Annotated in this window: 17 protein-coding genes and 2 pseudogenes; 8 read left to right on the forward strand and 11 right to left on the reverse strand. The window is 69.0% G+C overall.

The features are described 5' to 3' along the window. Window positions 1-74: 74 nt before the first annotated feature. Genes araD through AB0O76_RS06340 form a run of 3 tightly spaced genes read right to left on the reverse strand, consistent with a single transcriptional unit; the run spans window position 75 to window position 3357 of the window. Window positions 75-1790, reverse strand: coding sequence for an L-arabinonate dehydratase (gene araD, locus AB0O76_RS06330; RefSeq protein ID WP_365486028.1), 1716 nt, complete (start codon window positions 1788-1790; stop codon window positions 75-77). Further along, window positions 1787-2713, reverse strand: coding sequence for a dihydrodipicolinate synthase family protein (locus tag AB0O76_RS06335; RefSeq protein ID WP_365486030.1), 927 nt, complete (start codon window positions 2711-2713; stop codon window positions 1787-1789). The genes araD and AB0O76_RS06335 overlap by 4 nt, the downstream gene beginning before the upstream one ends. Further along, window positions 2710-3357 carry a GntR family transcriptional regulator gene (locus AB0O76_RS06340; protein WP_365486032.1) on the reverse strand — a complete coding sequence of 216 codons (648 nt, stop codon included), beginning with the start codon at window positions 3355-3357 and terminating at the stop codon, window positions 2710-2712. The genes AB0O76_RS06335 and AB0O76_RS06340 overlap by 4 nt, the downstream gene beginning before the upstream one ends. Before the next feature lie 266 nt (window positions 3358-3623). Here AB0O76_RS06340 and AB0O76_RS06345 point away from each other — a divergent pair, with 266 nt between their 5' ends. The 5 genes and pseudogenes from AB0O76_RS06345 (at window position 3624) to AB0O76_RS06365 (ending at window position 8712) form a co-directional block, all read left to right on the forward strand. Further along, the gene (locus AB0O76_RS06345; RefSeq protein ID WP_365486034.1) at window positions 3624-4925 is read left to right on the forward strand and encodes an extracellular solute-binding protein; all 1302 of its coding nucleotides are present in this window, start codon (window positions 3624-3626) and stop codon (window positions 4923-4925) included. Window positions 4926-4936: 11 nt separating this feature from the next. Then, window positions 4937-5920, forward strand: a complete 984-nt coding sequence (locus tag AB0O76_RS06350; RefSeq protein WP_365486347.1) for a sugar ABC transporter permease — start codon at window positions 4937-4939, stop codon at window positions 5918-5920. Beyond that, the gene (locus AB0O76_RS06355) at window positions 5917-6786 is read left to right on the forward strand and encodes a carbohydrate ABC transporter permease (protein WP_365486036.1); all 870 of its coding nucleotides are present in this window, start codon (window positions 5917-5919) and stop codon (window positions 6784-6786) included. The genes AB0O76_RS06350 and AB0O76_RS06355 overlap by 4 nt, the downstream gene beginning before the upstream one ends. Window positions 6787-6825: 39 nt before the next feature. Beyond that, window positions 6826-7374, forward strand: a complete 549-nt coding sequence (locus AB0O76_RS06360) for a hypothetical protein (RefSeq protein WP_365486349.1) — start codon at window positions 6826-6828, stop codon at window positions 7372-7374. A gap of 80 nt (window positions 7375-7454) precedes the next feature. Then, window positions 7455-8712, forward strand: a pseudogene (locus AB0O76_RS06365) (hypothetical protein). Here AB0O76_RS06365 and AB0O76_RS06370 read toward each other — a convergent pair. The 5 genes from AB0O76_RS06370 to AB0O76_RS06390 are packed head-to-tail and all read right to left on the reverse strand — an operon-like array spanning window position 8709 to window position 14997. After that, the gene (locus AB0O76_RS06370) at window positions 8709-9422 is read right to left on the reverse strand and encodes a hypothetical protein (protein ID WP_365486038.1); all 714 of its coding nucleotides are present in this window, start codon (window positions 9420-9422) and stop codon (window positions 8709-8711) included. The pseudogene AB0O76_RS06365 and the gene AB0O76_RS06370 sit on opposite strands and share 4 nt — an antisense overlap. Next, window positions 9419-11455, reverse strand: coding sequence for a beta-galactosidase (locus AB0O76_RS06375; RefSeq protein ID WP_365486040.1), 2037 nt, complete (start codon window positions 11453-11455; stop codon window positions 9419-9421). Before AB0O76_RS06375 ends, AB0O76_RS06370 begins: the two co-directional genes overlap by 4 nt. A 2-nt stretch (window positions 11456-11457) precedes the next feature. Beyond that, window positions 11458-12390, reverse strand: coding sequence for a carbohydrate ABC transporter permease (locus AB0O76_RS06380; RefSeq protein ID WP_365486042.1), 933 nt, complete (start codon window positions 12388-12390; stop codon window positions 11458-11460). After that, window positions 12387-13319 carry an ABC transporter permease subunit gene (locus AB0O76_RS06385; RefSeq protein WP_365486044.1) on the reverse strand — a complete coding sequence of 311 codons (933 nt, stop codon included), beginning with the start codon at window positions 13317-13319 and terminating at the stop codon, window positions 12387-12389. The genes AB0O76_RS06380 and AB0O76_RS06385 overlap by 4 nt, the downstream gene beginning before the upstream one ends. Window position 13320: 1 nt before the next feature. Further along, on the reverse strand, window positions 13321-14997 hold the full coding sequence (locus AB0O76_RS06390) for an extracellular solute-binding protein (protein ID WP_365486046.1): 1677 nt from the start codon (window positions 14995-14997) through the stop codon (window positions 13321-13323). A gap of 290 nt (window positions 14998-15287) precedes the next feature. Here AB0O76_RS06390 and AB0O76_RS06395 point away from each other — a divergent pair, with 290 nt between their 5' ends. Genes AB0O76_RS06395 through AB0O76_RS06405 form a run of 3 tightly spaced genes read left to right on the forward strand, consistent with a single transcriptional unit; the run spans window position 15288 to window position 20700 of the window. Continuing rightward, window positions 15288-18146 carry a glycoside hydrolase family 3 C-terminal domain-containing protein gene (locus AB0O76_RS06395; RefSeq protein ID WP_365486047.1) on the forward strand — a complete coding sequence of 953 codons (2859 nt, stop codon included), beginning with the start codon at window positions 15288-15290 and terminating at the stop codon, window positions 18144-18146. Further along, complete coding sequence (yicI, locus tag AB0O76_RS06400; RefSeq protein ID WP_365486049.1) at window positions 18143-20416, forward strand: alpha-xylosidase; 2274 nt, start codon at window positions 18143-18145, stop codon at window positions 20414-20416. Before AB0O76_RS06395 ends, yicI begins: the two co-directional genes overlap by 4 nt. Beyond that, complete coding sequence (locus AB0O76_RS06405) at window positions 20413-20700, forward strand: hypothetical protein (RefSeq protein WP_365486051.1); 288 nt, start codon at window positions 20413-20415, stop codon at window positions 20698-20700. Before yicI ends, AB0O76_RS06405 begins: the two co-directional genes overlap by 4 nt. 22 nt (window positions 20701-20722) lie before the next feature. Here AB0O76_RS06405 and AB0O76_RS06410 read toward each other — a convergent pair. The 3 genes and pseudogenes from AB0O76_RS06410 to mmsB all read right to left on the reverse strand — a co-directional run. After that, window positions 20723-21733 (reverse strand): annotated as a pseudogene (locus tag AB0O76_RS06410) (glycoside hydrolase family 43 protein); the annotation flags it as partial. 65 nt (window positions 21734-21798) lie between these two features. Further along, window positions 21799-22953 (reverse strand): aldose epimerase family protein, encoded by a 1155-nt coding sequence (locus AB0O76_RS06415; RefSeq protein WP_365486053.1) that lies wholly within the window; start codon window positions 22951-22953, stop codon window positions 21799-21801. 95 nt (window positions 22954-23048) lie between these two features. Continuing rightward, window positions 23049-24278 (reverse strand): multiple monosaccharide ABC transporter permease, encoded by a 1230-nt coding sequence (gene mmsB, locus AB0O76_RS06420; RefSeq protein ID WP_365486055.1) that lies wholly within the window; start codon window positions 24276-24278, stop codon window positions 23049-23051.

A 24278-nucleotide genomic window follows, 5' to 3' on the forward strand; every position in this document is an offset into this window, starting at 1 on the left:
CGGCGAGATGAAGCGCTTCGCAGACGTTGTTCGAAATCTCGCACAAACAGAAGGGCGCACAGCGCGATCGGAGTTCAGCCCGCGTACGGGTCGGGAACCTCGCCCTCACGGGCCAGGAACGCGAAGTCGCAGCCGGTGTCGGCCTGTGTGATCTGCTCGTTGTAGAGCGCGCCGTAGCCGCGCCCGTAGCGCGCGGGCGGCGGTGTCCACGCGGCGCGCCGCCGCTCCAACTCCTCGTCGGGCACGTCGAGATGGAGCGATCGAGCCTCGACGTCCAGGGTGATCAGGTCGCCCGTGCGGACCAGGGCCAGCGGCCCGCCGACGTACGACTCGGGCGCGATGTGCAGCACACACGTGCCGTACGACGTGCCGCTCATCCGCGCGTCGGAGATCCGCACCATGTCGCGCACCCCCTGCTTGAGCAGGTGGTCGGGGATCGGGAGCATGCCGTACTCGGGCATGCCCGGGCCGCCCTTGGGGCCGGAGCCGCGAAGCACCAGGACGTGGTCGGCGGTGATGTCGAGCGCGGGGTCGTTGATGGTGCGCTGCATCGTCCGGTAGTCGTCGAAGACGACCGCGGGGCCGGTGTGCCGCAGCAGGTGCGGTTCGGCGGCGATGTGCTTGATCACGGCACCGTCCGGGCAGAGGTTGCCGCGCAGGACCGCCACCCCGCCCTCGTCGGCCAGCGGCCTGTCGCGGGGGCGGATGACCTCGGGATTGTGCACGGTGGCGCCCGCGAGCTGCTCGCGCAGGGTGTCGTGCGCGACGGTGGGCCGGTCCAGGTGGAGCACGTCGGTCAACTGGGCCAGAAACGCCGGGAGTCCGCCCGCGAAGTGGAAGTCCTCCATGAGGTACTGCCCGCCGGGGCGCAGATTGGCGAAGACCGGCACGGTCCGCGCGATTCGGTCGAAGTCGTCCAGTGTCAGCGTTACGCCGCTGCGGCCCGCCATGGCGATCAGGTGGATCACGGCGTTGGTGGAGCCGCCGAGCGCGAGCACGGTGGCGACCGCGTCCTCGTACGCCTCACACGTGAGCAGCTTCGACAACTTCACGTCCTGGTGGACGAGTTCGACGATCCGCATCCCGGACGCGGCCGCCATCCGGTCGTGCCCGGAGTCCACCGCGGGAATGGAGGATGCGCCGGGCATCGTTACGCCGAGGGCCTCGGCCGCCGCGGTCAGCGTCGACGCGGTCCCCATGGTCATGCAGTGGCCGGGAGAGCGGGCCAACCCGCTCTCCAGCTCGGCCAGTTCGCAGTCGCCGATAAGACCGGCGCGCTTGTCGTCCCAGTACTTCCACATGTCGGTGCCGGAACCGAGCACCTCGCCCCGCCAGTGCCCCGGCAGCATGGGCCCTGCCGGTACGAAGACGGCCGGCAGGTCGGCGCTCGCGGCCCCCATGAGCAGGGCGGGCGTCGTCTTGTCGCAGCCGCCGAGCAGCACCGCGCCGTCCACCGGATAGGACCGAAGGAGTTCCTCGGTCTCCATGGCGAGGAGATTCCGGTAGAGCATCGGGGTCGGCTTCTGGAAGGTCTCCGAGAGCGTGGAGACGGGGAACTCGAGCGGGAATCCGCCCGCCTGCCACACCCCGCGCTTGACCGCCTGGGCGCGGTCGCGCAGATGGACGTGGCAGGGGTTGATGTCGGACCAGGTGTTGAGGACCGCGATGACGGGCTTGCCCAGATGCTCCTCGGGCAGATACCCGAGCTGCCGGGTGCGCGCCCGGTGGCTGAAGGACCGAAGCCCGTCCGTGCCGTACCACTGGTGGCTGCGCAGTTCGTCGGGTCTCATATCGCCCACGCCTTCACCAGCGCCGCCACCTCGTCGCGCCGCTCGACGGGAAGCACCCGGCTCGGCGGGCGCACCTCGCGGCGGCACAGACCGAGCGCGGCGAGCGCCTCCTTGACGACGGTGACGTTGTCCGCCGACTGGTCGGCGGCGCGCAGCTCCTCGAAGCGCCGGATCCGCTCCCACACCTCCATGGCCGCCGGATAGTCGCAGGACCGCAGGGCGTCGCGCATGCGCAGCGACACCTCGGGCGCGACGTTCACCAGACCCGAGGTGAAGCCGGTGGCGCCGACGGCCCAGTACGCGGGCGCGTACAGCTCGGCGAGCCCCGCCACCCACACGAAGCGGTCGAGCCCCGCGTCCCGCGCGAAGGCCGCGAAGGCGGCGGCGTCCGGCGTCGCGTACTTCGCACCGATCACATTGGGGCACAACTCACCGAGATCCGCGAGGCGTTGACCGGTCAGCCGCGGGTTGCGGATGTACGGCACGACGCCGAGATCGGGCACCGCCCCGGCGACGGCACGGTGGTAGTCGACCCAGCCGTCCTGTGACACGTACGGATGCACCGGCTGATGGACCATCACCATGTGCGCCCCGGCATCCCGCGCGTGCCGGGCGGCGGCGACCGCGGTCGGCAGGTCATGGCCGACACCGACCAGGACGATGGCGCCGCTCCCGGCCACTTCCTCCATGGTCAACTCGGTGACCAGGAACCGCTCTTCGGGGTCAAGCGCGTAGAACTCGCCCGTGTTTCCGTTCGGCGTGAGCGTGCGCACGCCGCCGTCGATGAGGCGTCGTATCAGCGCGCGATAGGTGTCCCGGTCCACGGACCCGTCATCGGCGAACGGCGTGACAGGGATCGCGACGACGTCGGCGAGCGCGGAACGCAGCGCGTCGAAACGGGAGTTGTGGCTCGGTCCGGTCATGAAAGCTCCCCCTCCGGGAACGCCCGCCGCACGAACGAGGCGATGTGGTCATGGAGTCCGCGCGCCGCGGCGTCGGCTTCCCCCGCGAGCGCGAGCCGCAGGATCTCCTTGTGCTCGGCCGCCTCCCGCTCCCAGGAGGGCTGGGCGGCCCAGGCGACGGCGGAGACCAAGGCAGCCTGGTCGCGTACGTCGTCGAGCATCCTGGCGAGCAGCGGATTGCCGCACGGGATGTAGAGCGCGCGGTGGAACTCCCGGTTGGCGAGGGAGCGTTCGGCCGCGTCCGCCGCGTTGTCCGCCCGCTCCAGCGCGTCGCGCGCCTCGTCCAGGAGGGCCGCGCCGCCCCGGACGGTACGCCGCAGCGCCTCCGGTTCGAGCAGCAGGCGTACGTCGTAGACCTCCTGCGCCATGGCCGCGTCCACCATGCGCACGGTGGCGCCCTTGTACTGGCTCATCACGACGAGCCCGGTCCCGGCGAGCGTCTTCAGCGCCTCCCGTACGGGTGTCTTGGAGACCCCGAACTGCGCGGCGAGCTCGGTCTCGACGAGGGTCTTGCCGGGCGCCAACTGCCCGGTGAGGATGCGGTGTTTGACCGCTTCGAGCACGTACTGCGTGCGCGAAGGGATGGGGTGGGGCGCAAAGTTCATCGATGCTCTCAGTCGTCGTGCAGCCGTCGTGCAGTCATCGCGTATCGCGTCTCATATATGACGTACGAAGTACGACGCGATGAAGCTAGGGCGCCCGTTGCCCCGCGTCAATGTTTCGTGCAGGAAAAGCCGTTGAGTTGTTCGAAGCGCTTCGACCGTTCCTGCTCGAACCGTTGACGTACCCATCGCGGCTTCTTACCTTGTCTCAGCAAGCGCTTTCCTGTAACGATTCAATCGCGTACCGATGTACTGACGGAGGACGAACTGTGCCGACGAATGGGGAAGTTGACAGGCGCGGCCTGTTGAAACTGGCCGGCGGCTCGTTGGCGGCCCTCGGACTGACCGCGGCGGGCTGCGGCGGCGGAAGCGGGTCGGGCGACGGGACCGTCACCATCCGGTACGCGTGGTGGGGCTCCGACGACCGCGCCAAGCGGATCAACCGGACCATCGAGCTCTTCGAGAAGAAGTACCCGAAGATCAAGGTGAAGACGGACTTCCAGCCCTACCTCGACTTCTGGAAGAAGTTCAACACCCAGGCGTCCGGGGGCAATCCGCCGGACGTCTTCCAGAACGCGATCGGCTTCCTGCGCAAGTACGACCAGCGCAACGTGCTGCTCGACCTGAACGCACAGGCCAAGGCGGGCAACCTGCGCCTGGACGGTTTCCGCGCGGGCCTGGAGAAGTTCGGCGAGGTCGACGGCAAGCTGCTCGGCGTCCCTGTCGGCAGCAACTCCATGGCCCTGGTGATCGACAAGCCGGTCTTCGAGAAGGCCGGGGTCACCCCGAAGGCGGGCTGGACCTGGGACGACTTCCACACCGCGATGGAGAAGATCCGCAAGCAGGGCAGGGCGGGTGACAGCGGCCTCTACGGCGTCATGTACCTGTACGACCCCTATCTGCGCCAGCGCGGCAAGGCGTTCTTCACCGAGGACGGTCTCGGCTTCGACGAGGCCGACCTCAAGGAGTGGTGGACCAAGGGGTACGACGGTGTGAAGTCGGGGATCTACGCCGACCCGAAGAAGGTAGCCCAGATCAAGCCGAAGTCGGCCGTGGCCGCCGAGATCGCCGCCGCCGAGTTCACCTGGGACAACTTCACCGTCCGCTACACCGCCGAGGGCAAGAGCGAGTACGGCCTCGCACCGCTCCCGACCACCGACGGCAAGAAGACGGGGCAGTACCTCGGCTCGCTGATGCTCAGCGGCTCCAAGCGCACCCAACACCCCAAGGAAGTGGCGCAGTTCATCGACTTCATGGTGCACGACCCCGAGGTCGCCGAGATCATGGGCTACGACCGCGGGGTGCCCACCACGACCGCGCAGTACGAGGCGTATAAACCCGCCGACGAGAAGGACAAGGTGATCGCCTCGGTCAACAAGGAGATCGCCGCGTACGAACAGCAGCTGGTCGACGCCGGTGTCCTGGAGACCATCACGCCGCACCCGGCGGGCGCCGACGTCTGCGAGGCCGCCTTCCTGCGCATCGCCGAGGAACTCGCCCTGGGGGAGCGGTCGGTGGACGAAGCGGTGAAGCAGTTCTTCACCGAGTGCAAGACCGCGCTCGGCTCCTGATGGGCGGCACGATGACGTCCCTGCACACCCCGGTGGCCCCGGCCACCCCCGAGAAGCCGCCGCGCGGTCCGCGCCTCCCCGCCGCCGCGCGGCGGCGACGGCGGGGCGAGACCCTGGCCGGGTTCCTCTTCATGTCGCCGTGGCTCGCGGGCTTCCTGATCCTGACCGCCGGGCCCATGGTCGCCTCGCTCTACTTCGCGTTCACCGACTACAACCTGTTCGACGCCCCCCAGTGGATCGGCTTCGACAACTTCACCGAGATGTTCGGCGACCCGCGCTGGCGCAAGTCGGTCGAGGTGACGCTCTGGTACGTCGTCGTCGGCACCCCGCTCAAGCTGGCCGCGGCGCTCGGCGTGGCGCTGCTGCTCAACCAGCAGCGACGCGGACAGGCCTTCTACCGGGCCGCGTTCTACGCCCCGTCCCTGCTCGGCGCCAGCGTCTCGATCGCCGTCGTCTGGAAGGCGATCTTCTCCGACGACGCCATCGTGGACCGTACGCAGCGGGCGATCTTCGGCATGGACGTGGGCGGCTGGACCGGTGACCCGCAGTGGATCATCTACAGCCTGATCGCGCTCACCGTCTGGCAGTTCGGCGCGCCGATGGTCATCTTCCTGGCGGGCCTCAAGCAGGTGCCGCGCGAGCTGTACGAGGCGGCGGAGATGGACGGCGCGGGAACCTGGCGGCGGTTCTGGAACATCACGCTGCCGATGATTTCCCCGGTGCTCTTCTTCAACGTCCTCCTGGAGACGATCCACTCCTTCCAGATCTTCGCGTCGGCGTACATCGTCGGGGGCGGCGCGGGCGGCAACGCCTGTGGTCCTGCGGACGGTTCGCTCGTCTACACCTGCTATCTCTACGTCCAGGGCTTCGAGAACAGCCGGATGGGCCTCGCTTCCGCCATGGCCTGGATGCTGCTGCTCGCGGTGGCGCTCGTGACGGCGGTCCTCTTCTGGTCCCAGAGGCGCTGGGTGCATTACGAGGAGGGATCCCGTTGAGCAGCGCGTCCCGCGTTTCACCCGTACGCCATCGACGCACGGCCGGTTCGGCGGCCTGGCACATCGGCTCCCTGGCGGTCCTCGCCGTCGTCCTCTACCCCGTGATCTGGGCGATCGGTGGCTCGTTCAAGCCGAACGAGGAGATCGTCGGCAGCCTCGACCTGTTCCCGACCGACCCCATCGTCGCGAACTACGCAGGACTCGCCGACGGCATCGCCGACATCTCCATCGCCACCTTCTTCTCCAATTCCCTCTTCCTGGCACTCGGTTCAGTAGTCGGCGTGCTCTTCTCCTGCTCCCTCGCGGGCTACTCCTTCGCCCGGATCAGGTTCGCGGGCCGCAATGTCCTCTTCACGCTGATGATCGGCACCCTGCTGCTGCCGTACCACGTGCTCCTGATCCCGCAGTACGTGATGTTCCAGAAGATGGGCCTGATCAACACCTATACGCCGCTGCTGCTCGGCAAATATCTGGCGGTCGACGCCTTCTTCGTCTTCCTGATGGTGCAGTTCATGCGGAACCTGCCCAGGGAACTGGACGAGGCGGCGCGGCTCGACGGCTGCGGGCACCTGCGGATCTACTGGTCGATCGTGCTGCCGCTGTGCAGGCCCGCCCTGATCACCAGCGCGATCTTCACCTTCATCAACTCCTGGAACGACTTCATGGGCCCGCTGATCTATCTCAACGACCCTTCCAAGTACACCGTCTCGCTGGGCCTGAAGATGTTCGTCGACCAGGAGGGCGTCGCCAACTACGGCGGCATGATCGCCATGTCCCTCGTCGCGCTGCTGCCGGTCCTCGCGTTCTTCCTGGCCTTCCAGCGGTATCTGATCGACGGCATGGCCATGTCGGGCCTGAAGGGCTGAGGCCGAGTGAGCGGCCGCGTGCGCGCCAAGTCCGTCTTCATGGACCGGTTCGGTGCCTTCGCCGAATGTCTCCTGACCGGGGTGTGGATCGCGCTCGCCGCCCTGCCCCTGGTCACCCTCCCCGCCGCCTTCGCTGCGGGCGCCCGTCATCTGAACCGCCATCTGGCCCATGAGACCTCCGGCTGGCGGGAGTTCACCGCCGATCTGCGCGCGGCGGTGCGGCACGGCTGGCTGGTGGGCCTCGCCGGATGGGCGGCGCTCGCCCTGCTGCTCGCCGACATCGCGTTCGTACGGGCGGGGCTTCCCGGCGGGACGTTCGTCGGCGCGGTCGGGGTCCTCGCCCTGTTCGTCCTGGTCGTCGCGGGGCTGCGGGCGGCCGCGAGCTGGGGCCCCGATGCGTCGTGGCGCGCGCTGCTCACCGGGGCGGTGCGTCGCACCCTGGGCGATCCCGCCGGTTCGCTGGTGATCGTCTGCGGCTTCGCCGTGGTCGCGGCGTCCGCGTGGTTCGCCCTGCCGCTTGCGGCTCCCGCACTGGGGATGGTCGCGGCGGCCGCGCTGGCCGTCGAGCGGCGGGGCGCGGCGGACTGAGCCCCGCCTCAGGGCCGGTCCTGCGACGAGCCGCCCGCAGCTCTGTATCTGTCATGCCCACACAAAGAGAGAGGATTACCGTGTCTCCGATCCCCCGCAGGTCCCTCCTCAAGGCCGCCGCCGTGGCCGGTGCCGCCGCGCAGTTCAGCTGGGCCCTTGGCCGCGGCGAAGCCGAAGCGGCTCCCCGCGCGTCTGCAGACGACGGCCCCGTCGGCATCGGCTGGCTGGAGAAGGGCGGGCTCGGCGCCGCCCCCGGCTCCACCTTCGGCGTCCCGTGGCCCAAGGGGGCCCACCCTGCCGGGCAGAAGTTCGCCCTCACCACCGCCGACGGCAAGGACATCCCCGTACAGACCTGGGAGACCGCCAGCTGGCCCGACGGCTCGCTCAAGTGGACCGCCCACGCGGTGGGCCCGGCGGCGGAAGGCGCTGAGAAGTTCACGCTCAGAGCCGGGACACCGGCTGCACCGGACAAGAAGATCAAGGTCACCGAGACCGGCCGTGCCATCACCGTGGACACCGGAACCATCAAGACCGTCATCGCCAAGGACGGCGGGCAACTCGTCGAGTCCGTCACCCGCAACGGCGTGAAGATCGCCACCGACGGGCGGCTCGTGCTGCTTCGCCAGGGCGACCTCGACGACGGCGACCACGGCAACGCAGATCCGCACCGAGCCGTACGAGCCCGACCGCAACGCCCTGTCCATCGGCTTCGGCACCGACTGGAGCGGCCTCGCGGCAGCCTGGCTCACCGAGTGGGAACGCGGCGGCCCCAAGGCGGCCGAGGCCGAAGCCCGCCTCCGCTCCACCATGGAGACCATCGCCGCCCAGCCGAACGGCTTCGTCCAGGGCAGCGGCCTCTACGACCTCGACACCGGGAAGTTCGCCGTGGCCGCCGAGCCCGCCGTGAACGTCGCCCACCTCTCCGCGATGTTCGGCCTGGTCGAGATGTGCGCCGAGCTGATCGGCCTCGTCGACCAGCCGAAGTTCAAGGAGGCATGGCTGGACTACTGCCGCTACTTCAACGCCACCAAGGCCGAGCAGAAGGAGCGCTACGGCAAGGACTTTGGCAGCCTGCTGCTCTTCCAGGGGCACTCCCGCCAGGACGCTTACGCCGCCGCCCAGTTGAAGGACGAGAAGCTCGCGGCGCGCGCCTGGCAGAAGTTCCACGACAGCGACGGCTATACGAAGGCCATGAGCTGGGACCGCACCGACCTCACGGGCCCTGCCGTTCTGGAGCCCGGCTACGAGAACCTGCGGATCAACACCAACGAGACCGCCCTCTTCGGCCTCGCCGCCATCCAGAACCTGGCCCTCGTCGGCGATGAGCTGCCCGGCTAGCCGCCCGACACCGTAAGGGAGTTGGTGGTGAAGTCGAGGCCTCCGGCCGAGCCGCTGATCTCGTAGCCGAACTGCACGTCACCGATGGTCTCGTTGCCCATCCAGCCCTTGGTGTTCTTGATCCACTTGAGGATCGGGAGGATGTCGACGGTGCCGGCCGAGGAGTCGGAGGTGCGCAGGAACGAGAAGACCTCGTTGGCGCCGTTGGTCCCTTTGTAGACCTCCCAGGTGTGACCGCCGAGGGCGACGGTTCCCTGGGAGGTGCCGAGCGGGCCGACGTTCCCGTTGTAGTTGACCCAGAGCATGATCTCGTAGTCGTGGTCCGTGTCCCAGATGTCGTACGAGGAGTTGTAGTCGCCCGCCGACGGGACCTTCACGTCGTACGAACTCTTCAGCGAGGACAGCGAGTCGACCGGCTTGCCGATCACCTTCGTGGCGTTCGGGTAGGACTTGATGCCGCTGGTGTTGGGGTGGTCGGCGTGCACGCTCCACTTGGTGCCGGAGTCCGCCGACACGCACTGGCTGCCCGCGCCCGAGCCCCAGATGTTGTTGTAGAGGGTGTAGCCGTCGAGGGTCGTGTTGCCCCACTGGTCGCAGGTGCTCCACACGGCGGCCTGGGCGGGGGCGGAAGCGAGCCCGAGCGCCGCGCCCGCCAGCAGGGTGGGGGCGAGGAGCAGGCGGGGCAGTGTGCGGCGGGGGTGTCGTGTCATGTGTGGTCTCCAGGGTGGGGGGATTGCCGCGGGTCCGGGTCGGGCCCGCGGTCGTCGTCGGTGGTGCGGCGCAGGACGGCCACACCGTGGCGGCCGAGGGCGATCGCGCCCTCGACGGTCCTGCCGGTCAGCAGATCGAGGTGCCTGCCCGGCACGGGCACGGTCACCTCGCCGCGGCCGTGGTGCAGGAGGAACAGGAGAGCGCCGCGGCGTACGGCCTCCACTCCGCGGGGGAGGCCTGCGAGCGGAGGTCGTACGCCTGCTTCGGCGGCCACGCGCGCGAGCAGGCCGCGCAGGGCCTCGGGCTCGGGGAGCGTGGACACGTACCAGGCGCGGTCGCGGCGCAGGACCGCGGGCAGCCCGTCGAGCTCGCCGACCTTGTAGGCCGTGACGGTCACCGCGTCGTCGTCGGGCTGCAGCTCCTCCGACCAGAGCGTGCCGGTGAACTCCCCGCAGTCCACGGTCTCTTGGGCCTCCAGCGGCCACCACTCGTGCACCGTGCGGATGCCGAAGAGCGCGCGAAGGCGGGCGTCCATGCCGCCGGGCCGTACCCGGTCGTCCGTGTCGGCCACGCCGGTGAGGAAGCCGCAGACGAGGGTGCCCCCGTCGCGTACGTACGCGATGAGGTTGTCGATCGCCGCGTCGGTGAGGAGATAGAGGTGCGGGACGACGACCAGGCGGTACGGGGTCAGGTCGTGCTCGGGGTGGGCGAAGTCGACCGGCGTGTTCGCCTCCCACAAAGCGCGGTGCCAGGCGCGAAGGACCTCCGCGTGGTCGACCAGGGCGGAAGGGCGGCCCTCCTGCTGCCCGGCCCACCAGGAGTCCCAGTCGTGCAGGACCGCCACCTCGGCCGTGACGCGCGTGCCCGCCACCTCGGGGCCGATCGCCGCGAGTTCGGCGCCAAGACCTTTGACCTCCTGGAAGGTGCGGCCGTGCTCACCCGCGTGGCTCAGCATCCCGGAGTGGAACTTCTCCGCGCCCTGCCGGGACTGGCGCCACTGGAAGTAGCAGACGGCGTCCGCGCCACGCGCCACGGCCTGCCAGGTCCAGAGGCGGCCCAGCCCACGCGGCTTGGGGTGGTTCACGCCGCGCCAGTTGACCGGTCCCGCAGCCTGCTCCATCAGCATCCACGGGCCGCCGCCCGCCTGCGAGCGCGTCATGTCCTGGACCAGCGCGCCCTGTTGGGCACCGAACGGATCCCTCGGATCCGGGTAGAGGTCGACGGAGACGACGTCCTCGTGCGCGGCCCACTTCCACGCGTCCTGGCCCGACCACAGCGGCATGAAGTTGGTGGTGACCGGCACATGCGGCGTGTGCGCCGCGACGATGTCCCGCTCGGCGAGGAAACACTCGAGCCAGGAGTCGGACGTGAAGCGCTTGAAGTCGAGCACCTGGGTGGGACTCTTCAAGTAGTGGGCGCGGCGCGGCGGCAGGATCTCCGCCCAGTCGTCGTAGCTCTGGCCCCAGAAGGCGCTTCCCCAGGCCGAGTTGAGCGCGTCGAGCGACGCGTACTTCGCCCGGAGCCAGCGGCGGAACGCGGCCGCAGCCTCGTCGCCCCAGTCGTAGGTGCAGTACTCGTTGTTGATGTGCCACATCGTGAGCGCGGGGTGGTGCGCGTACCGGGCGGCCAGATCCTCGGTGATGGCGGCCGCATGCCGTCGGTAGGTGGCGCTGGAGTGCGCGAAGTGCTGGCGCGAGCCCCACCACTCCACCTGGCCGTTCTCGTCACGGGGCAGCGTCTCGGGGTGCAGCCGGCCGAGCCACGGCGGGGGAGCGGACGTCGGAGTCGCGAGGACGACGCCGATGCCGTGCTCGTGCATCAGGTCCATCAGCCGGTCGAGCCAGCCGAACTCCCTTGCTCCAGGCCGGGGTTCGAGCTTCGCCCAGGAGAAGACGCCGAGCGTGACGGAGTTGACCGAGGCCTCACGCATCAGGCGTACGTCGTCGGGCCAGACCTCCTCGGGCCACTGCTCGGGGTTGTAGTCGCCGCCGAACAGGATCCGGCCGCGAGTGGCGTCGTGAAGAGAAGGCATCGTCAGCCCTTCACCGCGCCGGTGAGCATGCCCTGCTTGAAATGCCGCTGCACGAAGGGCGAGAGGACGGCGACCGGAAGCAGGGCGAGCACCATCACGGCCATCTGGATGGCGAGCGGTGACAGATGGCCCGTGTTGATCGCCTGGGCCAGGCCCGTCGGCCGCTGCTGCTTGATGACGAGCTGCTGCATGACGTTCTGCAGCGGCATCATGTCCGGGTCGCTGAGGTAGATCGACGCGTTGAACCACGCGCTCCAGTAGCCCACCGCGTAGAAGAGCGTGATGACCGCGATCACCGCGCGGGACAGCGGCATGACGATCCGCAACAGGATGCGCAGGTCACCGGCCCCGTCGATGCGGGCGCTCTCGATCAGCTCCTGTGCCGTGCCCATGAAGAACGCCCGCAGGACGAGGATGTTGAAGACGTTCAGGGCGCTCGGCAGGATCAGCGACAGATAGGTGTCCGTGAGGCCGAGGCCCTGCACCACCAGATAGGTGGGGATGAGTCCGGCGCCGAAGAACATCGTCGCGACGATCACCAGGAGGATCGGGCGGTGCAGGACCGATCCGGGGCGCGAGAGACCGTACGCGCACAGGACGGACACCACCATGCTGAACAGCGTGCCGACGACCGTGACGACCACGCTGACCAGCGCTGCCCGCGACACCTGGCCGCCGCCGAGCAGCTCCTGGTAGTGGACGAAGGTGACGCCCCGGGGGATCACCACGAGCCCGCCCGTCTCGGTGATCGTCTTCACCGAGGAGAGGCTGGTGACGACCACCACCCACACCGGGAAGAGGACCGCGAGGCAGACCAGGGTCAGCGTCACGCCCTTGGTGGCGAGGCCGGCCCGGGTCGGGGGTTCTTCCCACACCGGGCGCAGGCCGGTGCGGCTTCCGGGCTTGATGCCGAAGTTCAGGAGGCCCTGGCTCATCGCTTGTACACCCCCTGCTCGCCCATGAGATGGGCGGCCTTGTTGGCCCCGAGCACCATCAGGAGTCCGAAGACGCCCTTGACGATGCCGATGGCGGCGCCGTAGCCGAAGTTGCCGTTGTCCAGGCCGGTGTTCCACACGTAGGTGTCGAGGACCTCGGAGGCGGTGGGGCCCACGGCGGTGCGCTGGAGCAGGATCTGCTCGAAGCCGACCGTGAGCGCGTTGCCGACCTGGAGCACGAGGAGCAGGGCCACCACCGGGCGCAGCGCGGGCAGTTGGATGTGCCACATGCGCCGCCAGCGGTTCGCGCCGTCCATCGCCGATGCCTCGTACAGGTCCGGGCTGACCGCTGCCAGTGCGGCGAGGAAGACGATGACGCCCCAGCCCGCGTCCTTCCAGACCATCTCGAAGGTGACAAGGAACTTGAACAGGCCCGGGTCGGTCATCAGGTCGAAGCCCTCGTGCCCGTGGTCCCGCAGAGTCTGTGCGATCAGGCCCGCCCCGCCGAACATCTGCTGGAAGACCGTGATGACCAGGACCCACGAGAAGAAGTGCGGAAGGTAGAGGATCGCCTGGGCGACCGCCCGCACACGGGGCCGCACGAAGCTGTTGATGAACAGCGCGAGCGCGATCGGCAGCGGAAAGAACAGCGTCAGCTGGATCGCGAAGATCGCGAGGGTGTTCCTGACCGCCTGCCAGAACAGCCGGTCCTCGACCATGTGCCGGAAGTGCTCGAAGCCGATCCAGGGGCTCTGCGTCATCGCCTGGAACGCGTTGTCGGCGATGTAGGGGTCGTAGTCCTGGAAGGCGACGACATTGCCGATCAGCGGTACGTAGTTGAAGACGAGCAGGATCAGCAGCGCGGGCAGCACCATGAGGAGCAGGACGCGGTCGCGGCGCAGCCGGTGCCGCAGGGGGAGTTGCGCCATGTCAGGACGCCGCGTCGCCGGTCTCGTCGAGCAGCTCCCTGTACCAGTCGCGCAGCTTGTCGCCGCCGCCCGACTTCCAGTCGGATGCCGCCTGCTGCATGTCGCTGACCTTCTTGCGGCCGCGCACGATGTCCTTCTCCAGGTCCTCGAACTCGGCGTTCAGCTCGGTGTACCGGGTCGGCTCGATGATCATCATGCCGTGGAAGAGCGGCTTCTTCGTGTGCGCTCCCTGGCGCTGCTGCCACTCGACCATGCCCTCGGTGACGTCCGGCAGATCGGGGTAGGCGACGAAGGGAGCGGGCGACGCCAGATACTCGTACGTCGAGAAGACCTCGTTGTTGCCCTTGCCGTTCTTGGTGAGGACGCCGTCCTTGAACGTGTGGTGGACGCCCTCGACGCCGTACATGCGAAGGCGCTGCTCCTTCGAACCGTAAGGAGCGGCCGTGTAGTTGGCGAGGGCGAGGATGTCGCGGACCGTCTTCTCGTCGGCCTTCTCGCTGATGAACGTCCAGATGTCGGCCGGCGGACGCGCGTACAGCGTGGGCGTGCCGCCGTCGGCGGCGAAGTAGTCGAACGCCTCCATACGGAACTTCTTGTCGTCCACGCGCTGCACGGCCGCCTTGCCGTACCAGTCGGACAGGTCGTGGCAGTACATCCAGACCTTGCCCGCCGCGCACAGGTCGCCGATGCTGCCGGTCTCGGCCTTTGCGTCGGGGTGGACGAAGCCCGCCGAGTAGAGCTTGCGCGACCACTCAAGGGCTTCCAGGTACTCGTTGGTCTCGTAGCGGTTGACGAGCTTGCCGTCGACGAGCTTCCAGTAGTACGGCTTCTCCGGCAGCACCCCGAAGATGTTCCAGGCCGCCCAGCTCATGTCGCCGCACGCCCACACCTTGCTCTTCGGGGCGTTGAGCTGCTTGCACAGGTCGTAGAACTCCTGGGCGCTCGTGGGTGCTTCGAGCCCCTCCTTCTTGAAGAGGTCGGTGCGGTAGAACGGCGCGATGTTCGGAGTGGTGGCGGAGGGCATCGGCAGGCCGCGCAGCCTGCCGCCGAAGATGGAGCGCTGCCAGGCGCCGGTCGGGATCGCGGCGAGGTTCGGGTACTCCTTGACCTTGTCGCCGCTCAAGTAGGGGCCGAGGTCGGCGAACTTGTTGGCGATGGCGCTGGGTATCTTGCCGGTCAGCTCCCAGCCGGGCACGACCACGGCGTCCGGCACACCGCTGGATGCGAGGACCGCGCCCAGCTTCTGGCCGTACGTGTCGCCTTGCTGGTTCTGCCACTTGACGCGGACACCCGCCCCCTCGTCCATCGCCGTCCAGTAAGGATTCCCCTGCTTGGGGACGTTGCCCCAGATTGGCGCCATGACGGTGAACTCGCCGCCCTGGCCCAGCTTCTGAGGCACCGACACCTTGAGCTCGGCCGCGGGCAGGGCCTTGGTGAAACCCGCGGCCGAGCCGTTCTTGGCGGGGATGTCAGGCGCGGCGAGGTCCGAAGCGGCGTACGCGGGCAGCAGGTCCTTGAGCTTCTTCCCCGTGGTGGTGCCCTCGTTCTTCGAGCCGCTGCCGCCGCAGGCCGTGAGCAGCGGGGCGCCGCCGGCCGCGGCGAGCGCTGCGAGGCCGGAGGAGGCGAGGAATGATCTCCGGCTCGAACGGGAGCTAGTGGAGGGGGAGTTCGGCGTCATGGCGTCAACCCTTCGTGGCGCGTGCCCGGACACACGGCGATCACCGCCGGTCGGCTTTCGAAGCGCTTCGATATTGCTGCGAGGTTAAGTGAAGCTCTGAGTCGTAACAAGACTCGGTTCCGAATTGCTGTGCTGCATACGGGAGTTCTGAGTCGGCGCCAGGTCAAGGGAGATCGCCGGGTCTCGCGTGGCCGCCGCCTTGACATCGGCTTGAGTGACACAGAACATCGAAGCGCTTCGAAGAGCGCGCCACCTCCATCGCTCCCACCGCTTGCCAAGGGGATCCGCACGTGACCGCAAGCCCGCTTCCCTTCCGCGACCCGCAACTGCCCATGGAGCGGCGCGTGGACGACCTGCTGTCCCGCCTGACGACCGACGAACGCATCGCGCTCCTGCACCAGTTCACGCCCGCCGTCGAACGTCTCGGCATCGCCGCGTTCCGCACCGGACAGGAGGCCCTGCACGGAGTCGCCTGGATGGGACCCGCCACCGTCTTCCCGCAGGCGGTCGGACTCGGCGCCACGTGGAACGACGACCTCGTCCGCAGGGTCGGCGAGGCCGTCGCCACCGAGGCGCGCGCCATGCGTGCCAGGGACGACCGCGTCGGCCTCAACCTCTGGGCCCCGACGGTCAATCTCCTGCGCCACCCCCTGTGGGGCCGCAACGAAGAGGGCTACTCGGAGGACCCCCGCCTCACCTCCGCCATCGCCGTCGCGTACACCCGCGGCCTGCGCGGCGACCACCCGGTCCACTGGCGCACCGCCCCCGTGCTCAAGCACTGGCTTGCCCACAACAACGAGACGCACAGGGACACGTCGTCCGCGTCGGTGCGCCCGCGCGTCCTGCACGAGTACGACATGCGGGCCTTCCGCGCCGCCGTCGAAGCGGGCGCCGTGGCCGGGGTGATGCCCGCGTACAACCTGGTCAACGGCCGCCCCAACCACGTATCGCCGTATCTGCGCGAGCACTTGCGCACCTGGACCGACCAGGAGCTGCTCGTCTGCTCGGACGCCGGGGCGCCCAGCAACCTCGTCGACTCCGAGAAGTACTTCGACTCCCACGAGGAAGCCACCGCGGCGGCGCTCATTGCGGGCGTGGACAGCTTCACCGACCACGGCACCGACCCGTCCGTCATCACCGGACGCATCCAACGAGCCCTGAAACAGGGCCTGTTGACCGAGACGGACATCGACACGGCAGCACGCCGTCAGCTGTCCGTCCGCTTCCGGCTCGGCGAGTTCGACCCCGGCCAGGGCCCGTACGCGGACCCGGCCTCGCACGCCTTCGACACCCCAGGACACCGCACGCTGGCCCAGGAAGCCGCCGAGCAGGCCGTGGTCCTCCTGAAGAACGACGGACTGCTCCCGCTGCCCGAAGGCACCCGGATCGCGGTCGTCGGACTCCTCGCCGACGCATGCAAGACCGACTGGTACAGCGGCACCCTCATCCACCGCAGCACACCCCTCGACGGGCTGCGCGAGCGATTCGGAGCCGACCGCGTCACCTTCGTCGAGGGCGTGGACCGGGTGCGCCTGAAGAGCGCGGGGGGCTGGCTCCAGGTGCCAGAGGGTGAAGGGGACGAGCAAATCCCCGTAACCGAAGGTGTCCTGGACCCGGCCCTGATCTCCGGGCGCACCGATCTGGCCCCGCTGACCTGCGGCCCCGAACCGACCGAGTTCGCGCTCGTCGACTGGGGCGGCGGCAGATGGACGCTGCGCGCCTCCGACGGCCGCTACCTCTCGGTCGCCGACGACGGCTTCGTGCGGGCGTCCGCGGACCAGCCGGCAGGTTGGGTCGTACAGGAGACGTTCGTGCTGGTCGGCCACGGTGACGGGTACCTCATCGAGCACGCGGGGACGGGTGGATACGTCTCTGTCGCCGCCGACGGCGTGAAGGTTGCCGATGAGCCGGAAGTCTTCACGGTCGACGTCCTGGAGCGCGGCGATGACGCGGTCGCCCGCGCCGCCGCCCAGGCCGACGCCGTGCTCGTCGTCGCCGGGAACGACCCCCACATCAACGGCCGCGAGACCGAGGACCGCACGACGCTCGCCCTGCCGCCCCACCAGGAGCGGCTGTGGCGCGCGGCCCACGCCGCCAACCCGCGCACCGCCCTCGCCCTCGTCTCCTCGTACCCCTACGCGGTCACCGACGCCGATGCCGCGCTCCCCGCGCTGCTGTGGACCGCCCACGGCGGACAGGCCGCGGGCACCGCGCTCGCCCGGGTCCTGGCCGGCGACGTCTCCCCGGCCGGACGCCTCCCGCAGACCTGGTACGCCGCCGACACCGACCTGCCTGACCTGCTCGACTACGACGTGATCGGCTCCCGGCAGACCTATCTGTACTTCGACGGCACCCCGCTCTATCCGTTCGGGCACGGCATCGGCTACTCCTCCTTCGTATACGAGGACCTGGCGGCCGCGCGCGAAGGGGAACTGCTCCGCGTCGCGTTCACCGTCACCAACACCGGGTCCGTCGCCGCCGACGAGGTGGTGCAGCTCTATACCCGCGGCCCCGGGGAAGCGAGCCTCGCTCTGCCGCACCGGCAGCTCGCCGCGCATCGCCGCATCCATCTCGCGGCCGGGGCGACGCGCGGCCTGGAATTCCAACTGCCCGTGTCCGAGCTGGGGTTCTGGGATGTGCGGCACGACCGCTGGGCGGTGGCGCCCGGCACGTACGAGATGCTCGCCGGAGCCTCCAGCGGGGACATCCGGCTCACCACCGCCGTCGAGATCGACGGCACCCCGATCGCCGCCAGGCCGGTGCGGGAGGCCGGCCTGGCGGCCACCGGCTACGACGAACAAGGCGGCACCGAGATCGTTGATCGCGCGAGGAGCAGCGGTGATGCCGTGCGCGCGGTGGACGACGCGATCGGTGAACTGATTTTCCGTGACTGCGACTTCGGTGACGGCGTCTCGGCCGTGTCCGTCGAGGCGGCGGGCGCGGGCGCCGTCGACCTCATCTCGGGCAGCACCGCCACCACCGTCACCGTCCCGCAGACCGGCGGTGTGTACGACTACGCCCTGCACGCCTCCGCGTTCACCGCATCGGGAGTGCGCGACCTGCGGGTGCGGCTGCGCGGTCCGCTGCGGCTCGCGCGGATCGCCTTCACCGCCGCCACCGCCACCGCCTCGCGGAGGGACACCGTATGAAGTTCACCGACGGCTGCTGGCTGATGCGCGAGGGGGTGAGCGCCTCGTACGCGCGAGAAGTGCGGGACGTGCGAGCCGGCGACGGACGGTTCACGGCGTACGCCGCCGTCCAGAAGGTCCGCGAGCGTGGCGACACCCTCAACACGCCGCTCATCACCGTCGAATGCTTCTCGCCCGCCGAAGGTGTGATCGGCGTCCGGGCGACCCACCACGCGGGAAAGGCCGAGCACGGACCGGAGTTCGGCCTCGACACCGCCGACGGCGCGGGATTCGTCAAGCGGCAAGGCACCGTCACCGAACTCACCAGCGGTCCGCTCACCGTGCGCCTTGACGCGGCCAAGCCCTGGAACCTCGACTTCCGCGACGCCGATGGGCAACGGCTGACCGCCGTGGAGGGCAGAGGCACCGCCTTCGCCACCGCACCCGACGGCACCCACCACATGATCGGCCAACTCGCCCTGGGCGTCGGCGAGTACGTATACGGCCTGGGCGAGCGCTTCACGCCGTATGTCAGAAACGGCCAGAGCATCGACATCTGGCAGGCAGACGGCGGCACCAGCAGTGAGCAGGCCTACAAGAACATCCCCTTCCACCTCTCCTCACGCGGCTACGGCGTCTTCGTCAACCACCCCGGCAAGGTCTCCTACGAGATCGGCTCCGAGTCGGTCGGCCAGGTGCAGTTCAGCGTCGAGGACCAGTCGATCGAGTACTACGTCGTCGCCGGGCCCACCCCCAAGGACGTGCTGCGCCGCTACACCGCCCTGACCGGCCGCCCCGCGCTGCCGCCCGCCTGGTCGTTCGGCCTGTGGCTGACGACCTCCTTCTGCACGCCTTACAACGAGGAGACCGTCACCGCCTTCGTCGACGGCATGGCCGAGCGCGACATCCCGCTGAGCGTCTTCCACTTCGACTGCTTCTGGATGCGCGAATACCAGTGGACGGACTTCCGCTGGGACCCGGAGGTCTTCCCCGACCCGGAGGGCATGCTGCGCAGGCTCCGCGAGCGTGGGCTCAAGGTCAGCATGTGGATCAACCCGTACATCGCGCAGAAGTCGGAGCTCTTCGCCGAGGCGGTCGCCGATGGGTATCTCGTGCGCCGCCCGAACGGCGACATCTGGCAGTGGGACCTGTGGCAGCCCGGCATGGCGCTGGTGGACTTCACCAACCCGGCCGCCCGCGCGTGGTACGCGGACCGCCTTCGCACCCTGCTCGACCAGGGCGTCGACTGCTTCAAGACCGACTTCGGCGAACGCGTCCCCACCGACGTCGTCTGGCACGACGGCTCGGACCCCGAGCGCATGCACAACTACTACACGCAGCTCTACAACAGCACGGTCTTCGAACTCCTGGAAAAGGAGCGGGGGACGGGCCAGGCGGTCCTCTTCGCCCGGTCCGCGACCGTCGGCGGCCAGCAGTTCCCCGTGCACTGGGGCGGCGACTGCTTCGCCTCGCTCGGTGCCATGGCCGAGTCGCTGCGCGGCGGCCTCTCCCTCTCGCTCTCCGGCTTCGGTTTCTGGAGCCACGACATCGGCGGCTTCGAGGGCACCCCCGACCCGGCGGTCTTCAAACGCTGGCTCGCCTTCGGCCTGCTCTCCTCGCACAGCCGCCTGCACGGCAATGTCTCCTACCGGGTGCCGTGGGCGTTCGGCGACGAAGCGGTCGCCGTGGCAAGGCAGTTCACACTGCTCAAGCACCGCCTCATGCCGTATCTGTACGCGGCCGCCGTCGAGGCCCACCGCACGGGCGTCCCCGTCATGCGGCCCATGCTCCTGGAGTTCCCGGGCGACCCGGCCTGCCGCACCCTGGACCGGCAGTACATGCTCGGCCCCGACCTCCTGGTCGCCCCCGTCTTCACCACGGAGGGAGACGTCGAGTTCTACGTACCCGAAGGCACCTGGACCCACCTGCTGACCGGCGAGAGCGTCCGGGGTCCCGCATGGCGGCGCGAGCGGCACGGCTTCGACAGCCTCCCGCTGTACGTGCGGCCCGGCGCGCTGCTCCCGCTGGGCGCCGACGACCGGCGCCCCGACGGTGACTGGCTCCAGGACCTCACCCTCCTGGTCACCCCGGACACGGAGGACGGTACTGAGATCACCGTCCCCGACCCGGAGGGCAGGCCCGCTGCCGTCTTCCGCGCGGCACGGGACGGCGCCGGGCTGCGCGTCACCGTGGAGGGGACGGCCCGCGCCTTCCGGGTGCGGACGGTGGACGGCAGCGCGGAGGCACACGGCACCGGCTCCGTGAACCTGCCCCATGTGGCCCCGAATTGATCGTCGCCGCCGTCGTCGGCGGCATCGCCGCGCTGGGCGTGACCGCCGCCGCCCTCGTCACCACCTCCATGATGTCGACCGCGGGGGTCTTCCAGTTCAATGGCGCGGGCAAGCTGGTCATCACGAAGTTCCAGTGTCCGACTTCGGGAAGCTGGTGCGCTCCTGAGATCGCCACCTGCGACCGCTTCACCGGCAACAACACGGGCGCCGAGCCGCACAAGACGGGCTCGGGTCCCGACGGCAAGTACTGCAGGTTCACCGCCGGGGACATCAGCTACAAGTAGGCGTCTGCTACAAGGAGGCGTCCGCGTCGAGCAGCCGGTCGTACTCGGCCTGCGTCACGGGTAGCACCGTGCCGTGCCGAGCGCCGGCCGGCAGCTCGGCGTTCTTCGTCTCCGTCCACGTGCCCGATGCCAGGTCGGACGTCTCGAACAGGACATAGCCGCGGCCGCCGAACTCGTCGATGAGCATGTACCACTTGTCCCTGGTGTTGGACTTGAACACCGCGGGCCCCTCGCCCCGTTCGACCGCCTCCTTCCCGATGCAGTCGGCCACGAAGTCGTACGACGTGTCCGTGAGGGACGCCGACTTCTCCGCGGTGATGAACTTCGAGCAGGGGGTGCCGGACGCGGGATCCCGCTCGTCCTTGGTGAAGCGGTAGTAGTCGCCGCCGTCCTTGACCACCGTGGAGTCGATCACCGAGTAGCCGGGGTCGTTCCACACCTTGGGCTCGCTGAAGGTGCGGAAGTCCTGCGTCGTCGCGTACAGCATTTTGTTGTACGTCGATCCGGTGTGGTCAGGGTCGTCGGCGGCGTAGATCTTGGACGCCCAGAAGACGACGTAGGCGTCGAGCTCGTCGTCGTAATACGCCTCCGGGGCCCAGGTGTTGCCCGCCGTGTCCGGGGCGACCTTCACCAGGCGCTGGTCGGTCCAGTGGACCAGGTCGGTGGACTCCCACACCATGATCGACTTGCTGCCGGTGCGCTGCACCTGGTCCCAACTGCCGCCGCTGCCACCGTACATCCGCAGATCGGTGGCGATCTGATAGAACTTGTCGCCCTTCGGGGAGCGGATGATGAACGGGTCGCGCAGCCCCTTGGTGCCGAGCTCCGACGTGAGCACGGGCTTCCCGCCGTTCAACTCCCGGTAGTGGGTGGGGTCGTTGCCGCGGCTGAGTGCCATGCGGATCTGCTCGCCGTCCGCGGTGCCCTCGCCGGTGAAGTAACTGAAGAGATATCCCGCGTACTTCTCCTCCGCCTTCGCGGGGGCCGGACCCGGGTGCGCGGCGGCGCCGGGGGCGGCGAGCAGACCGGCCATCAGGGCAAGCAGCGGGATCAGGATTCTGGGGCGCAAGGTGTGTCCTCTCGGGGCCACGGCGCGGCTCAGCGCGCCGAGAAGGTGTGCACCGTGCTCGACCGGTAGGTCTCACCGGGCCGCAGCACCGTCGACGGGAAGGACGGCTGGTTGGGGGAGTCGGGGAAGTGCTGGGTTTCCAGGCAGAGGCCGTCGCCCTGCCGGTAGATGCGTCCCGAAGGCCCGGTCAGGGTGCCGTCCAGGAAGTTGCCGGAGTAGAACTGCACGCCCGGCTCCGTGGTGGCGATCCGCATGGAGCGCCCCGACTCCGGGTCCCGCAGTGTCGCGAAGTGCTCGGGGCGGCCGGTGCTGCCCTTGTCCAGGACCCAGTTGTGGTCGAAGCCCTGGGCGGTGACGAGCTGCTCGTGCGAGGTCCGGATGTCCTTGCCGACCGTCTTCGCGCGCCGGAAGTCGAAGGGCGTGCCCGCCACCTTCGCCAGCTCGCCCGTCGGGATCAGACCGGAGTCGGTGGGCGTGAACCGGCCGGCGGCCAGGGTCAGTTCGTGGTCGTAGATGCCGCCGCTGCCCTCGCCCGCGAGGTTGTAGTACGTGTGATTCGTCAGGTTCACCACGGTGGCCTTGTCCGTGGTCGCCGCGTAGTCGATGCGCCAGTCGCCGCGCGCGGTGAGGGTGTACGTCACCTTCACCCGCAGCGTGCCGGGATAGCCCATCTCGCCGTCGACGCTCACATACCGCAGGACCAGGCCGACGCCCGTGGAGTCGGTGAACGGCTCCACGTCCCACACTCGCGTATTGAAGCCCTTGGCCCCGCCGTGCAGGCTGTTCTCGCCGTCGTTCACGGAGAGCTGGTGGGTCTTGCCGTCCAGGGTGAAGCGGCCCTTGGCGATGCGATTGCCATAGCGGCCGATGAGGGCGCCGAAGAAGGTGGTGGCGGTGAGGTAGTCGTCCAGGTTGTCGAAGCCGAGCGACACGTTGGTGTACCGGCCGTGCCGGTCGGGGAGTTCGAGGGACTGGACGATGCCGCCGTACGAAAGCACCTTCATGCGGGTGCCACCGTTTGCCAGCGTCCAGCGGTACACCTTGGTGCCGTCGGTGAGCTTCCCGAACAGCTCCTTGGTGGGTGTCCTGCTGCCGTGCGCGGCCGCCTGCGAGGTGCTGGTCGCTGCCACGGTGAGTCCCGCGGCAGCGGCCGCGGCGAGGACAGTGCGTCTGCTTGTTTCCATGTGCGGCTCCAATGTCTCGGGCCCCGAAGGGGCGCGGGGAACTGCGCGGCCGGCCAAGGGCGGCCCGCAGGTTTCTCTCTGCCTCCAGCGGGCGCTCAGCGCCCGACCTTGCGCTTGTTCCAGACGTCGAACCCGACCGCGGCAAGCAGCACCAGGCCCTTGATGACCTGCTGGTAGTCGGTGCCGATGTTGACCAGGGACATGCCGTTGTTGAGGACGCCGAGTACCAGGCCGCCGATCACGGCGCCCATCACCGTGCCGACGCCACCGCTCATCGACGCGCCGCCGATGAACGAGGCCGCGATCGCCTCGAGTTCGAAGTTCAGGCCCGCCTGCGGAGTGCCCGCGTTCAGGCGCGCCGCGTACACACAGCCCGCGAGCGCGGCGAGCACACCCATGTTGACGAAGATCAGGAAGGTGACGCGCTTGTCCTTGACGCCGGACAGCTTCGCCGCGGCCTTGTTGCCGCCGAGCGCGTACACGTGGCGTCCCACGACCGCGTTGCGCATCACATAGCCGAGGGAGATGAGCAGGCCGCACATGATGAGCAGGACGACGGGAACGCCGTGGAAGCTCGCGAGGGTCAGCGTGAAGGCGACGACGGCGGCGGTCATGGCCACCAGCTTGGCCACCCACAGACCCGTCGGCGTCACGTCGAGGTCGTACGCCAGCTGCTGCTTGCGGCTGCGCCACTCGCGGAAGAGCAGGAACGCGACCGTCACGGCACCGAGCAGCAGCGTCGGGTTGTGGTACTGCGTGTACGGGCCCATCTCGGGGATGAAGCCCTTGGCGATGTTCTGGAAGCCCTCGGGGAACGGCGAGAGCGACTGGCCCTCCAGGACGATCTGCGTGAGACCGCGGAAGAGCAGCATGCCGGCCAGCGTCACGATGAACGACGGGATGCCGACGTAGGCGATGAAGAAGCCCTGCCACGCGCCCGCGACCGCGCCGATGAGGAGCGACAGGACGAGTGCGAGCACCCAGGGCATGTCGTGTTTGACCATCATCACCGCCGACATGGCGCCGACGAAGGCGACAAGGGAGCCGACGGACAGGTCGATGTGGCCGGCGATGATGACGATCATCATGCCGATGGCCAGGATGAGGATGTAGCCGTTCTGCTGGATCAGGTTGGAGACGTTGTTCGGCAGGAGCAGCGTGCCGTCGGTCCAGATCTGGAACAGGATGACGATGAAGGCCAGGGCGACGAGCATGCCGTACTGGCGCATGTTGGAGCGCACGCTCTGCAGCAGCAGATCACGCGCGGACTCCTTGGCGGGCGGCGTGGACGAGGTGTCACGTGGTGGCGTGGTCGTGGTGGTCAT

The sequence above is a fragment of the Streptomyces sp. NPDC086554 genome, assembly GCF_040686095.1.
Classification (GTDB): domain Bacteria; phylum Actinomycetota; class Actinomycetes; order Streptomycetales; family Streptomycetaceae; genus Streptomyces.

Coding starts and splice junctions, on each gene's coding strand:
- AB0O76_RS06380 (WP_365486042.1), bottom strand. CDS start 12,390: ATGAGCCAGGGCCTCCTGAACTTCGGCATCAAGCCCGGAAGCCGCACC.
- AB0O76_RS06370 (WP_365486038.1), bottom strand. CDS start 9,422: ATGACACGACACCCCCGCCGCACACTGCCCCGCCTGCTCCTCGCCCCC.
- AB0O76_RS06360 (WP_365486349.1), top strand. CDS start 6,826: ATGGACCGGTTCGGTGCCTTCGCCGAATGTCTCCTGACCGGGGTGTGG.
- araD (WP_365486028.1), bottom strand. CDS start 1,790: ATGAGACCCGACGAACTGCGCAGCCACCAGTGGTACGGCACGGACGGG.
- AB0O76_RS06390 (WP_365486046.1), bottom strand. CDS start 14,997: ATGACGCCGAACTCCCCCTCCACTAGCTCCCGTTCGAGCCGGAGATCA.
- AB0O76_RS06375 (WP_365486040.1), bottom strand. CDS start 11,455: ATGCCTTCTCTTCACGACGCCACTCGCGGCCGGATCCTGTTCGGCGGC.
- AB0O76_RS06350 (WP_365486347.1), top strand. CDS start 4,937: ATGACGTCCCTGCACACCCCGGTGGCCCCGGCCACCCCCGAGAAGCCG.
- AB0O76_RS06415 (WP_365486053.1), bottom strand. CDS start 22,953: ATGGAAACAAGCAGACGCACTGTCCTCGCCGCGGCCGCTGCCGCGGGA.
- AB0O76_RS06340 (WP_365486032.1), bottom strand. CDS start 3,357: ATGAACTTTGCGCCCCACCCCATCCCTTCGCGCACGCAGTACGTGCTC.
- AB0O76_RS06385 (WP_365486044.1), bottom strand. CDS start 13,319: ATGGCGCAACTCCCCCTGCGGCACCGGCTGCGCCGCGACCGCGTCCTG.
- yicI (WP_365486049.1), top strand. CDS start 18,143: ATGAAGTTCACCGACGGCTGCTGGCTGATGCGCGAGGGGGTGAGCGCC.
- mmsB (WP_365486055.1), bottom strand. CDS start 24,278: ATGACCACCACGACCACGCCACCACGTGACACCTCGTCCACGCCGCCC.
- AB0O76_RS06335 (WP_365486030.1), bottom strand. CDS start 2,713: ATGACCGGACCGAGCCACAACTCCCGTTTCGACGCGCTGCGTTCCGCG.